Below are 13,197 nucleotides of genomic sequence, written 5' to 3' on the forward strand. Positions count from 1 at the left end.
ACCGTATTGGGTCAACCACTTCCGTAACGCACCGTTACGGTGCGTTACCGCCAGGTGTTATTCACCGTATACGTTGAAGTCGAAGTATTTCTTCGCCAGTTTGTCGTAAGTACCGTCTTTACGCAGCTCCGCAAAGGCTTTGTCAAAGGCGGCTTTCAGCTCGGTATCATCCTTACGCAGGCCAATCCCGGTGCCGTCACCAAAGTACTTTTTGTCTTTCACCGACGGGCCTGCAAACGCGAATTCTTTGCCCGCAGGCTGCTTCAGGAAGCCTTCACTCGCGGCGACTTCATCCTGGAATGCCGCATCCAGACGGCCTGCCGCCAGGTCAGAGTAAATCAGATCCTGGTTCTGATAAGCCACCACGTCTACGCCCTTCTCACGCCAGTTAGCATTGGCATAGCCTTCCTGCGTCGAGCCCTGAAGCACGCCGACGTGTTTGCCTTTCAGCGAGTCGATGGTGGGCTTAATCGGGGAGCCTTTAGGGGCAATCAGGCGAGAATCCGCGGCGTAGAGCTTGTCAGAAAAGGCAATCTCCTGCTGGCGTTTTTCGGTGATGGAGAGAGAAGAGATAATGGCGTCGATTTTCTTGGCTTTCAGCGACGGAATTAACGCGTCAAAGTCGCTGCCCACCCATGTGCATTTCACCGCAATACGCTTGCACATTTCATTACCCAGATCGATATCAAACCCCACGAAATCGCCTTTCGCATCCTTGGAAGAGAATGGCGCGTAGGTTGCGTCTGTACCGATACGTACCGTCTGTGGAAGCGCTGCGTAGCTACCTGCTGCCGCACTTAACCCCACGAGCAAAGACAGAGCCAGAACCGTCTTCTTCATACATTTACCCTCAAGTACCGTGATTTTATTATGTATTGTGTTGTGTGTTGTGTTGCAGGCTTCATCTTGCAGGTCTTATGCCACATTGCCGTCTGGTCAAAACTTCGACGTTAAATATGTTAATAAAACGTTGCGATATTGCCTTAATGGTGAAAGATAGCAGGTCTGCCGAACGAACCGGAGAGAGAAAAAGGGAAAAAACGAATTAAATGTCGAGGATATGATCGCCGTTGCATAATTGCCCTGAAACAGGGCAACTTGTCTTTTCATGCACCTGGTTTGTGCACAGATTCAGGCACCCTGCCAGCGGGTGAAGAGATCGTCGGGCAGGTCGATGTCAAACTGATCGAGCACCCGGTTAACCGTCTGATTGATGACGTCGTCCAGCGTTTGCGGGCGATGGTAGAACGCGGGTACCGGCGGCATGATGACCGCGCCCAGCTCCGCAGCCTGCGTCATTAAGCGCAGATGGCCCAGGTGCAGCGGCGTTTCCCGCACGCACAGCACCAGAGGACGCCGCTCCTTCAGCACCACATCCGCCGCGCGCGTCACCAGGGTGTCCGTATAGCTATTCACAATGCCGGAGAGCGTTTTAATTGAACAGGGCAGGATAACCATGCCGGCTGTTTTAAACGAGCCTGAGGAGATGCTGGCAGCGATATCACGGGCATCGTGAACGACATCCGCCAGCGCCTGAACATCGCGCAGGGAGAGATCGGTTTCCAGAGAGAGGGTCTGCCGCGCCGCCTGGCTCATCACCAGATGGGTTTCGACGTCCGCCACGTTACGCAGAACCTGTAACAAACGTACGCCGTAAATCGCGCCGCTGGCGCCGCTGAGCCCAACTATGAGTCGTTTCATGATTTTCGCCCTTACTGATTTCAGGGCAGACTGTGCAGGATTTTCCGGGGAGTTGCAAGTGAGGGCATACGCCCTCACCTGCCAGAGCATCAACCTTCGTTGTGCATCTCTAAGCTTTCAAGATCGTTCTGCAGTTGGACGGCTTTGGCGTCGTCGTTGCGCAGTGAATCAAGATAGTCGAGGTACTGCTGGTCAACGTCTTTGGTCACGTAAATACCGTTGAACACGGAGCATTCAAACTGCTGAATTTCTGGGTTCTCGGCACGTACCGCGTCGATGAGATCGTTCAGGTCCTGGAAAATCAGGCCATCAGCGCCGATGATCTGGCGAATTTCATCCACTTCACGGCCATGAGCGATCAGCTCGTTGGCGGTTGGCATATCAATACCGTACACGTTCGGGAAGCGAATCTCCGGCGCAGCAGAGGCCAGGTAGACTTTCTTCGCACCCGCTTCGCGGGCCATCTCGATAATCTGCTCAGAGGTGGTGCCACGAACAATGGAGTCATCCACCAGCAGAACGTTCTTATCGCGGAATTCCGCGCGGTTGGCGTTCAGCTTGCGGCGCACTGACTTACGGCGCAGATGCTGCCCCGGCATGATAAACGTGCGGCCAACGTAGCGGTTCTTCACAAAGCCCTGACGGTATGGCTTATCCAGAATGCGGGCAATCTCCAGCGCGATATCGCAGGAGGTTTCCGGGATAGGAATCACCACGTCGATGTCCAGATCGTCCCACTCGCGGGCAATCTTCTCGCCGAGCTTCGTGCCCATGTTGACGCGCGCGCTGTAGACGGAAATCTTGTCGATGAACGAATCCGGACGGGCAAAATAGACGTATTCAAACAGGCACGGGTTGCTGACCGGGTTGTCGGCACACTGGCGGGTGAACAGCTGGCCCTTCTCGGTGATGTAGACCGCTTCGCCCGGCGCCACGTCGCGCAGGAATTCAAAGCCCAGGGTATCCAGCGCCACGCTTTCAGAAGCAACCATATATTCGGTACGGCCATCGCCGAGGTCGCGCTTGCCGAGCACCAGCGGACGAATGCCGTTTGGATCGCGGAAGGCGACCATACCGTGACCGATGATCATCGCCACGCAGGCGTACGCGCCGCGGATCTGACGGTTTGTCGCGGCAATCGCGGCAAAAATGTTATCTGCTTCCAGCGGATAGTGACGGAAGTTATCCAGCTCGCTGGCGAACACATTGAGCAGGATTTCAGAATCAGAGGTGGTGTTAATGTGGCGACGTTTCTCTTCGAACAGCTTTTTGCGCAGTTCATGCGCGTTGGTCAGGTTGCCGTTATGAGCAAGGGTGATGCCATACGGTGAGTTGACGTAGAAAGGCTGTGCCTCAGAGGCGCTGGAACTGCCAGCAGTAGGATAACGAACGTGACCGATCCCCATATTACCTTGCAGACGCTGCATATGGCGGGCTTCAAACACATCGTTTACCAGGCCATTCGCCTTGCGTAAACGGAAGCAGTTGTTTGCATCAATGGTGATGATACCCGCAGCATCCTGCCCACGGTGCTGAAGCACCGTTAACGCGTCATAAATCGACTGGTTTACCGGCATGAAACCGGCGATACCGACAATACCGCACATTCGTCTTTTCCTCGTTAAGCCACATCTCAGGGTTTATGCCCTGGGCAAAAAACTCGACGAGCTTTGCAGATAGTCAAAGAACCATCTGATGATGAAGCTGAACTCTGGAATGAGCTGCGATTTCTGCCAGTCTTCACTTTTGGAGAACCCGGTGAAGGTATCCAGGAAGAACAGGATCGCGGCCACAATCAGCACGCCTCGTAATGCCCCGAAACAGATCCCGAGCACCCTGTCCGTTCCTGACAGACCGGTTTTCTCGACCAGCTGACCTATCACGTAATTCACGATAGCGCCGACAATCAGCGTTGCGATAAACAGCACCGCGATAGCGATTCCATTTCGGACCAGTTCATCTTCAAAGCCCGTGAACCAGACAGACAGGTAAGTGTAGTAATGACTGGCGACAAAGAAAGCACAACCCCAGGTCACCAGCGATAACGCTTCACGAACAAAGCCACGGATCAGGCTAACCAGACAGGAAAAACCAATCACCGCAATGATGGCGTAATCAATCCAGACCATATGTGTCCCACGATTTAACGCCCTGTCATCCAGTTCGGGGCGAATTCTAACAGAAAAAGAAAACGTTTGCGTAGGGATTTCCTTCCCGCGCGTAAATAAAAAAGGCGCTGAAAAAATGTTCAACGCCGTGGCTTATCGCCTCTCTCTTAAAGGAGCAGGTCGTACTTAGTTTGCGCTGTAGCCCATCACCACACCGCTCAGGCCGGAGATCTGCTTCAGCTCACCCAGCGACCCTTTCAGTTTGTCTTTAGACGCTTCTGGCCCCACGAGGATACGCGTAATTTTACCCTGCACCGGCGTGGAAGGTGAAGTGTAAACACGATATCCTGCACTGCGCAGTTTGCTCACGACCTCGTTGACTTTATCGGCATTTTTCAGCGCACCGAGCTGCACCACATAGGCTTTACCCGTTGGGGCAGCAGCGTCCTGCTGCGTCGGTTTTGCTGGCGGAGGCGTCTCTGACGCCGCGGCGAGCTGTTCTGCCGCTTTATCACGCTGCGGTTTCGGCTGCGGCTTCTCAACCGGCTTCGGTTTTTCAACCGGTTTAGGCTGCTCGACCGGCACAGGATCGATATCGCTGTTGCTCGTGGCCGCCAGGCGAGACGGGTCGAGCGACGGTGCGGCGGCATCACCCGCGCGCACCTCTTCCGCCGCGCCTTCCGGTGGCTGAGCAGGCAGCGCCTGCGTCGCCGCGGGCAGCATATCCGGCTCATCGCGGTCACCCGGTTTCGGCACCAGCGGAATCGCGGCAAACTCATCCTGATAATGCTTTTTCTGCCCGTCGAGCAGCCCGGGAAGAATAATCACCCCGAGCGCGACCAGCACAATGGTTCCTGTTAAACGGTTCTGAAACTTACTCGCCACCGGTTCTCCCCGCGTCCATCACTTCCATGACATGTGCCACCGTGTGGAATGAACCACACACCAGCACGGTATCTTCTGGTTTAGCATCCGCCATCGCGGCATGCCAGGCCTGCGCCACGCTACTGTAGATTGCGCCTTTGCCGAGATGTTCCATCAGCTGCTCAGCCGTCGCGCCGCGCGGCCCCTCCAGAGGAGCACAATACCAGCTATCGACCACACTCTCCATGCAGGCCAGCGTCCCGCCGATATCTTTATCATGAAGCATACCGATAACCGCCAGCACGCGCCCGGTTTTTGGTAACGATTTGAGACGTCCCGCGAGATACGCCGCCGCGTGGGGGTTGTGCGCCACATCCAGGATCAGGCGCGGTGACTCGCTCACAATCTGGAAACGTCCGGGCAGAATCGCATTTTGAATGCCCTCGCGGATCGCCTGTTCGCTGACCACGAGGCCGCTGGCGCGCAGTGCCGCCAGCGCGGTGGCTGCGTTCGGCTGCGGCACCTGGGGCAGCGGCAGGTTGTCGAGCGCGCCCTGCGCATCGCTAAAGCGCCAGCCGTTGTCCTGAACCTCATACTGCCAGTCAACACCGCCGCGCAGCAGCTGCGCGCCCTTCTCGTTCGCCACGTCAGCAATGGTATACGGCATATCCGGCTCGCCAACCACCGCGGGCTTATTTGCCCGGAAAATACCGGCCTTCTCACGGCCGATACTTTCACGATCGGGCCCCAGCCAGTCGACATGATCCAGCGCGATGGAAGTCACCACCGCCACGTCCGCATCCACGATATTGGTCGCATCAAGACGTCCGCCGAGACCGACCTCAAGGATCACCACATCCAGCTGCGCCTGTTTAAACAGCCACAGGGCCGACAGGGTACCGTATTCAAAATAGGTTAATGAGATCTCTCCGCGCGCGGCTTCAATTTCAGCAAACGACGCCGTATGCGCGGATTCCGGCAGCTCGTGGTTCTGTACGCGAACCCGCTCGGTGTAGCGTACCAGGTGTGGCGAGCTGTAAACGCCAACCCTGTAACCCGCCGCCATCAGGACGGATTCCAGCGTACGGCAGGTCGTGCCTTTACCGTTGGTTCCCGCGACGGTGAACACGAAAGGCGCCGGTTTGAGCACGTCAAGACGCGCCGCAACCTGGCTTACGCGTTCAAGCCCCATATCGATGGTTTTACTGTGCAGGTTTTCCAGATAAGAAAGCCACGCGGCCAGGGGCGACGTGGCTTGGGGAATGCTTTTATTTTCCATAATGCCCGGTTGTCATTAACAGATTAGAAAGCAAAAGGGCAGCGCCAACCGGCCCTGCCCTTTTCAGTTATCAGGCCTCGGGTTCCTGATCCGGTACCACCACGCCTTCGCGCGGTTCATCCGGGTTCGGCGCTGGCAGATTCATCAGCTTCGCCAGGATGCTCGCCAGCTTCAGGCGCATTTCCGGACGGCGGACGATCATATCGATGGCGCCTTTCTCGATGAGGAACTCACTGCGCTGGAAGCCCGGCGGCAGTTTTTCACGAACGGTCTGCTCGATAACGCGAGGACCCGCAAAGCCGATCAGCGCTTTTGGCTCAGCGATGTTCAGATCGCCCAGCATCGCGAAGCTCGCGGAGACGCCGCCCATGGTTGGGTCGGTCAGCACGGAGATATACGGCAGACCGCGCTCCTGCATCTTCGCCAGCGCTGCAGAGGTTTTTGCCATCTGCATCAGCGACATCAGCGCTTCCTGCATGCGCGCACCGCCGGAGGCAGAGAAGCAGATCAGCGGACAGTTGTCTTCCAGCGCCTGCTCAACGGCACGCACGAAGCGCGCACCGACCACGGAGCCCATTGAGCCGCCCATAAAGGAGAACTCAAACGCAGCGGCAACAGCCGGCATCCCGTGCAGGGTGCCTTTCATGACGACCAGCGCGTCTTTCTCGCCGGTCTCTTTCTGTGCAGAGGCCAGACGATCTTTATATTTTTTGGAATCGCGGAACTTCAGCACGTCTTTTGGCTCAAGCTCGCTGCCCAGTTCTACCAGAGAACCTTCGTCCAGCAGGCTATGCAGGCGGTTGCGCGCCGACATACGCATATGGTGGTCACACTTCGGACACACCTCAAGGTTGCGCTCCAGCTCTGCGCGATACAGAACCTGGCCGCAGCTATCACACTTCGTCCATACCCCTTCAGGAATGCTCGCTTTACGCGTTGGGGTAATGTTGCTTTTAATTCGTTCAATCCAGCTCATTGATAACCTTTCTGCCTGAACCTGGTCGTATGCCAGTTTTGCTATAAGAGGCGAATAATGCCATTTTTGCCTCCAACAGACCATGAATGTTGCACATTAAAACATAACAGCCCGAAACTTTGGATAAAAAAGTGGTCGAACCGCCAGTGTGCATTTACTTCGCTTGCTTTGCCGCCGCACGTTTGTGACGAATGATTTCGATAACGCCCGGCAGTACGGAAAGCACAATAATCGCTACAATCAGTAACTTAAGATTTTCCTGAACCACCGGGAGATCGCCAAACAGGTAGCCTGCATAGGTAAACAGCAGCACCCACAACAGCGCCCCCACGACGTTATACATGGCAAAATGACGATAGGACATATGCCCCATTCCCGCCACAAACGGTGCAAATGTGCGCACAATAGGCACAAAGCGCGCAAGGATAATGGTTTTTCCGCCATGGCGTTCATAAAACGCATGGGTTTTGTCTAAATAGCTGCGACGGAAAATTTTTGAATCCGGATTACTGAACAGCCGCTCACCGAATACGCGTCCAATCGTGTAGTTGACCGCATCACCGACGATGGCGGCAATCACCATCAGCACCACCATAAGATGCACGTTCAGATCGTTGGTGGGCAGCGCCGATAAGGCCCCGGCAACGAACAGCAGGGAATCCCCCGGCAGGAACGGCGTGACAACCAGCCCGGTTTCACAGAACAGAATGAGGAACAGAATAGCGTAAACCCAGACGCCATACTGCGCGACCAGCTCCGCCAGGTGAACATCAATATGCAGGATGAAATCAATTAAAAAACGAATTACGTCCATATTGTCTAAGCCCTAATTGCACCTTTGTTTAGTCCGCTAAAAACAGCGGACCCATTGGCGGTTTCGGCAGGTCAAACCGATCCGGATAGTCTACCGAGACCAGATATAACCCTTCCGCTTTCGCCGTGGCTGCCGCAAGCGTTCTGTCCTTCGCTGCCAGCAGGTCTGCAATCCAGCTCTCCGGCTGGTGTCCGGCACCCACGTCCATCAGGCTGCCCACAATATTCCGCACCATATGATGTACAAAGGCATTGGCTTTGATATCCACCACCACATACGCGCCAAAACGGCTGACGTTGATGTGCATGACGTTACGCCACGGCGTGCGGGACTGACACTGCACCGCACGAAACGACGTAAAGTCATTCTCCCCAATCAGACACTGCGCCGCGCGATGCATACGTTCAGCATCAAGCGGTTCATAAAAATGCGTCACGCCCTGGCTTAACACCGCCGGACGCAGACGCTGATTGTAGATGACGTAGCGGTAACGGCGCGCCGTGGCGCTGAAACGCGCGTGAAAATCATCCGGCACAGCTTTCACCCAGCGCACCGCAATGTCACCAGGCAAATTCGCATTTACCCCCAGCGTCCAGGCGGCATCCTTACGCACGGCGGTGGTTTCAAAGTGCACCACCTGCCCCGTGCCGTGAACGCCCGCATCCGTACGGCCTGCACACAGGACGTTAATCGGCTCGTTTGCCACCTGAGAGAGCGCTTTCTCCAGCTTCTCCTGGACGCTGCGCACCTCATTCTGACGCTGCCAGCCATAATATTTACTGCCATCGTACTCAATACCGAGGGCAATTTTATGAACCGGCTTTTGTTCCACGTCTGACATCAGTACAGGTACTCCTGCACCAGTTTTTCAGCGATCTTGACCGCCATCAGCGCGCCGCCGAAACGAACGTTGTCGGCAACGGACCAGAACTGGACTTGCTCCGGCATACCGTAGTCGTTACGCACGCAGCCAACGGAAAGATGCGCGCTGCCGGTGGCATCGCCCACCTGCGTCGGGAACTCGCTCTCTTCGGAGAGGACGATGTCTTCCCCGCGGCCAAACGCATCGCGCGCCTCTTCTGCCGCGAGGGGACGCAGCGCTTCAAAGCCGACCATCTGCGCGTGACCGTAGAAGACCGGGGACTGCACGACGCTTGCGGAGATCATCAGGCCATCGTCCTGCAGAATTTTACGTACCTCATCAACGATACGACGCTCTTCGCGCACGGAACCCTCGCGGTCCGGCAGCAGCGGCAGCATGTTGAACGCCAGCTGGCGGCCAAAGAAATCATCTTCGTCAATCGGAATGCCGTTCAGCAGCTTCGCGCTCTGCCCGGCCAGCGCGTCAACGGCCTTTTTGCCGTTTGCGGACGCGGACAGCAGGCTGGTGACGGTAATGCGCGACAGGCCGCCGTCGTCGATCAGCGGTTTCAGGGCGGTCAGCAGCTGGCTGGTCAGGCTGTTCGGTACCGCAATGACGTTACGGTTGCGGTAATCAGCCAGCACAAACGGGTTCACGTCCGGCACCACCAGCGGCACATCCGGCTCCATGGAGAACAGGCCGCTCAGGTCGATGACCAGGCAGCCTGCGTTGGTCGCCTCTTCAACGTACGCCGCAGTGGCTTCAGCGCCTGCGGCGAAAAACGCCAGCTGCGCCTGCGTCCAGTCGAACGCCGCCGCATCCTGAACCATGACGGATTTACTGTTAAAACGCAGATGCTCACCCGCGCTATCCGTTCGCGCCAGCGCATAGATATCGCCCACCGGGAACTGACGCTCAGCAAGCGTTTCGAGCAGGGCTTCGCCCACGGCACCCGTGGCACCTAAAATGGCAATGTTCCAGCCTTCAGACATGGTGGTTTACTCCAGAAATAAAAAAGCGTCCCTGTCGGAGTATCCGACAGGGAGCATTAAGAAGACATTAATGCGCCGGGTGATGAACGGCGTTAAACCCCAGCTTGTGCAACAGCGTCGCCGCCGACGCGTCGTCGCACATCACATACAGGGAAGACCACTCGCGGCGCTCAATGTAGTGCTTGCGCAGCTTATCAAACTCACCCGGGATCCCCGCCACTTTACGCAGCAGCGCATCATCGCGGCGCACATCATACACCAAATGCACCAGCCTTTTCAGCGTTGCCTGATCGAGCGGGCCGTGAAGGGTAATGCGGCCAAATTCAGGCGCGGGGAGTAAGGTATCCAGCGCCACCTGCTGCGGATGACCGATAAAGGCGCTGTAGGCCTCGAAGACCTGCGTCGTGCCGCGGGCTTTCCCTTCGAGGGTATAACCGGCGATATGTGCGGTGCCCACGTCCACCTTGTTAAGCAGCTCAACGTTGAGGTCCGGCTCCGGCTCCCAGACGTCCAGCACCACGCTGAGATCTTGTCCTTCGTTCAGACACGTCAGCAGCGCGGCGTTATCGACTACCGGACCACGACAGGCATTTATCAGAATAGTGCCAGCCTTCAGACGGCGAATGAGCGCCTCATCGGCAAGATGCAGCGACTTATACGGCCCCTCTTTAAACAGCGGCGTGTGGAACGTCAGCACGTCACACTGTTCAACCAGCTCGTCCAGCGAGCGGAAATCCCCGTCATCGCCATTGTCTTTGCGCGGCGGATCGCACAGCAGCGTGCGGATCCCTAACGCTTCCAGGCGCTTTTGCAGGCGCCCGCCGACGTTACCCACGCCGACAATCCCCACGGTGCGGTCTTTCAGCGCAAACCCGTCGCGCTCGGCCAGCATCAGCAGCGAGGAGAAAACGTATTCCACGACGGCAATCGCGTTACAGCCCGGCGCGGCGGAGAAACCGATTCCGGCCTGCTTCAGCCATTTATCATCCACATGATCGGTCCCTGCCGTTGCGGTCCCAACGAACTTAACCGCCTTACCGGCGAGCAACGCCTCATTTACTTTGGTCACCGAGCGCACCATCAGGGCGTCGGCGTCGTCCAGTTCGTTGACCGGGATCGGGCGACCAGGAACAGCCTTAACGTTACCCAGGCGGCTAAACAGCTCACGGGCGTAAGGCATATTTTCATCAACGAGGATTTTCACGTCTGAGTACCTGTTTGAGAGGAAGAAAACCTGCCAAGTGTGCCATAATCTGGCCGCCAGGCATATACGTCTGCCAGGTTTACGCTGAGTTTTGACTTTAAGGATTTTTGACGATGCAGCCCATTTCAGGTACGCCGCCACGCCCTCCGGGTGAAGGCCCTGTCACGCCAAACGTTGCCGGTGAACAACCGCTATCCACGCAACAGCGCACCGTGCTGGAGCGACTGATCACGCGCCTGATTGCGCTGACTTCGCAGCAAAACGCGGAAGTCTGGGCCGGGGTGAAGCATGATTTAGGCGTGAGGAACGACGCACCGCTGCAGTCGCGTCATTTCCCCGCTGCCGAGCAAAATCTGAACCAGCGTATTACGACCGCGCAGCAGAACCACACCACGCGCCAGATTGTTTCTCAGCTGACGGAGCTGCTGGGCCAGGGAAACAACCGCCAGGCAGTGAGTGATTTTATTCGCCAGCAGTATGGTCAGACCGCGCTGGGCCAGCTGACGCCCGATCAGCTCAAAACCGTGCTGACGCTGCTGCAGAACAATGAGCTGTCGATTCCGCAGCCGCAGGTACGCCCGGCGACCGAGCGTCCGCTGCTGCCCGCCGAGCACAATACGCTCAAGCAGATGGTGACCAAGCTGGCCGCGGCCACCGGCGAGCCGACGAAGCTCATCTGGCAATCCATGCTGGAGCTGTCCGGCGTGAAGGCGGGCGAGCTGATCCCGGCCAAACAGTTTACCCATCTGGTGACCTGGCTCCAGGCACGCCAGACGCTCAGCACCCAGAGCGCCCCGACTCTGCATACTGTCCAGGCCGCGCTGAAACAGCCGCTTGAACCACACGAGTTCGAGGTGATTCGGGATTATGCCCAGCAAAACTGGCAGGCCACGCCGCAGACGGTACTGACTACCGCGCAGGTGCAGGACCTGCTCAACCAGATCTTCGTTCGCCGCGCCGAACGTGAAGGCGGCGTGCCGGAGGTGAGAAACGTTCAGCCGATTTACAGCCCGCTGTTTGCACCGGTCGTGGAGACCTTCAGAACACTTTCTGCGCGTCCGGGATTGATGTTTATTGCACTGCTGATTGCGCTGGCGATTTTCTGGCTGGTTGCCTGATATTTTGCCCGGTGGCGCTGCGCTTACCGGGCCTACAACGGCTCGAACCGTAGGCCGGGTAAGGCGCAGCCGCCACCCGGCAACAAAGACTCACGTTCTGCGAAACGCCACCAGCGTCACCACGATCCCCACCACCGCGGAAACCGCACCGGCCAGGAAGACGGACGGATAGCCAAACGAGGTCGCTAACAGCCCGGCCAGCGGCCCGGTAACGCCGTATGAGATATCCTGAAACGCCGCATAGCCGCCGAGCGCCGTCCCGCGCACCTGCGGGGCCACGCGCTTCACCACTTCAACGCCCAGCGCCGGGAAGATCAGAGAACAGCCGCAGCCGGTCAGCGCCGCACCCAGCAGCGCCACGGATGCCACGGGTGCATTCCACAACAGCAGAAGACCGATGGTTTCAATGACCAGCGACGCCACCGCCACCTTCACGCCGCCGAAGCGATCCGGCATCCAGCCAAAAAGCACGCGCATCAGAACAAACGCGCCGCCAAACGCAGTAAGCGTAAAACCGGCCATCGCCCAGCCGCGGCTCATAAAATAGAGCGAGACGAACGTCCCTATTACCGCAAAACCCACACCCTGCAGCGCCAGGCCCAGGCCCGGCTGCCAGATTTGGCCGACCACACTCCACAGGGAAGGACGCTCGCCTTTGTGCGCGGGCACCTTACGCACCGAGCCGTTAAACGCCCATGCCACCAGCGGCAGCGCCATGGTGGTGGCAGCCAGCGCCGCAAAACCAAACTGGCTGTTGATCAGCAGGCCAAGCGGTGCACCGGCGGCCAGCGCGCCGTAGATGGCCATGCCGTTCCAGGACATCACTTTGCCGGAACGTGCTGGCCCCACCAGTCCCATTCCCCAGGTCAGGGTGCCGGTCAGCAGCTGGCTTTCACCAAAGCCCAGGATTAAACGGCCCTGCACCAGCAGCGCAAATTTATACGCCGCGTCGACCGGCAGAACTGCCGCCAGCAGCCAGGCGCCGCCCGCCAGCCCGCAGGCAAACATCCCCTGCAGCGCCGAGCGTTTGGCACCGTGCTGATCCGCCAGTCGTCCGGCGTATCCGCGGGTTAATACCGTGGCTAAAAACTGAATGCCCACGGCAATGCCGACCATGGTGTTGCCATAGCCCAGCTCCTGATGAACGAACAGCGGGATCACCGGCAGCGGCAGGCCAACGGTCATATAGGTCAGGAATACCGCAAAGGCGATACGGAACAGCGAGACGTTCGCTGAAGGGGTTGTTTCTGTTTGAGTTACTGCAGTCATGCTTTACTCC

At 57.6% G+C, this 13,197-nt stretch carries 13 protein-coding genes; 1 reads left to right on the forward strand and 12 read right to left on the reverse strand.

The genetic code is table 11. The annotated features are described in order from the left end of the window. Positions 1-57 precede the first annotated feature (57 nt). From argT to pdxB, 11 genes are all read right to left on the reverse strand, one after another. A complete protein-coding gene (gene argT, locus F3J31_RS05215; RefSeq protein WP_023616063.1) occupies positions 58-840 on the reverse strand; it encodes a lysine/arginine/ornithine ABC transporter substrate-binding protein ArgT in 783 nt (260 codons plus the stop codon). Between the two features lie 291 nt (positions 841-1,131). Continuing rightward, positions 1,132-1,701 carry a UbiX family flavin prenyltransferase gene (locus F3J31_RS05220; RefSeq protein ID WP_048224260.1) on the reverse strand — a complete coding sequence of 190 codons (570 nt, stop codon included), beginning with the start codon at positions 1,699-1,701 and terminating at the stop codon, positions 1,132-1,134. Positions 1,702-1,790: 89 nt separating this feature from the next. Next, positions 1,791-3,308: an amidophosphoribosyltransferase gene (gene purF, locus F3J31_RS05225; RefSeq protein ID WP_021241570.1), complete on the reverse strand. Its 1,518-nt coding sequence runs from the start codon at positions 3,306-3,308 to the stop codon at positions 1,791-1,793. A 33-nt stretch (positions 3,309-3,341) separates the two neighbouring features. Then, positions 3,342-3,830 carry a colicin V production protein gene (gene cvpA, locus F3J31_RS05230; RefSeq protein ID WP_000262116.1) on the reverse strand — a complete coding sequence of 163 codons (489 nt, stop codon included), beginning with the start codon at positions 3,828-3,830 and terminating at the stop codon, positions 3,342-3,344. 165 nt (positions 3,831-3,995) lie between these two features. Continuing rightward, positions 3,996-4,694 (reverse strand): cell division protein DedD, encoded by a 699-nt coding sequence (gene dedD / locus F3J31_RS05235; protein ID WP_045908737.1) that lies wholly within the window; start codon positions 4,692-4,694, stop codon positions 3,996-3,998. After that, entirely contained in the window at positions 4,684-5,952 is a 1,269-nt protein-coding gene (folC, locus tag F3J31_RS05240) for a bifunctional tetrahydrofolate synthase/dihydrofolate synthase (RefSeq protein ID WP_167211717.1), read from the reverse strand. The genes dedD and folC overlap by 11 nt, the downstream gene beginning before the upstream one ends. A 70-nt stretch (positions 5,953-6,022) precedes the next feature. Continuing rightward, positions 6,023-6,928: an acetyl-CoA carboxylase, carboxyltransferase subunit beta gene (gene accD, locus F3J31_RS05245; protein WP_023312564.1), complete on the reverse strand. Its 906-nt coding sequence runs from the start codon at positions 6,926-6,928 to the stop codon at positions 6,023-6,025. Positions 6,929-7,082: 154 nt separating this feature from the next. Further along, entirely contained in the window at positions 7,083-7,742 is a 660-nt protein-coding gene (locus F3J31_RS05250) for a DedA family protein (RefSeq protein ID WP_008502599.1), read from the reverse strand. 28 nt (positions 7,743-7,770) lie between these two features. Further along, a complete protein-coding gene (gene truA, locus F3J31_RS05255; protein WP_063622177.1) occupies positions 7,771-8,583 on the reverse strand; it encodes a tRNA pseudouridine(38-40) synthase TruA in 813 nt (270 codons plus the stop codon). Next, positions 8,583-9,596, reverse strand: a complete 1,014-nt coding sequence (locus F3J31_RS05260) for an aspartate-semialdehyde dehydrogenase (protein WP_032646629.1) — start codon at positions 9,594-9,596, stop codon at positions 8,583-8,585. The genes truA and F3J31_RS05260 overlap by 1 nt, the downstream gene beginning before the upstream one ends. Before the next feature lie 67 nt (positions 9,597-9,663). Then, complete coding sequence (gene pdxB / locus F3J31_RS05265; protein WP_167211720.1) at positions 9,664-10,800, reverse strand: 4-phosphoerythronate dehydrogenase PdxB; 1,137 nt, start codon at positions 10,798-10,800, stop codon at positions 9,664-9,666. 113 nt (positions 10,801-10,913) lie between these two features. Between pdxB and flk the strand changes: the two genes are divergently transcribed. Continuing rightward, positions 10,914-11,918: a flagella biosynthesis regulator Flk gene (gene flk / locus F3J31_RS05270; RefSeq protein WP_063622179.1), complete on the forward strand. Its 1,005-nt coding sequence runs from the start codon at positions 10,914-10,916 to the stop codon at positions 11,916-11,918. A 90-nt stretch (positions 11,919-12,008) separates the two neighbouring features. Here the strand turns inward: flk and F3J31_RS05275 are convergent, their stop codons facing one another. Next, positions 12,009-13,187, reverse strand: coding sequence for an MFS transporter (locus tag F3J31_RS05275; protein WP_167211723.1), 1,179 nt, complete (start codon positions 13,185-13,187; stop codon positions 12,009-12,011). Positions 13,188-13,197 lie beyond the last annotated feature (10 nt).

This window comes from Enterobacter sp. Acro-832 (genome assembly GCF_011752745.1).
In the GTDB taxonomy this organism is placed as follows: domain Bacteria; phylum Pseudomonadota; class Gammaproteobacteria; order Enterobacterales; family Enterobacteriaceae; genus Enterobacter; species Enterobacter quasiroggenkampii.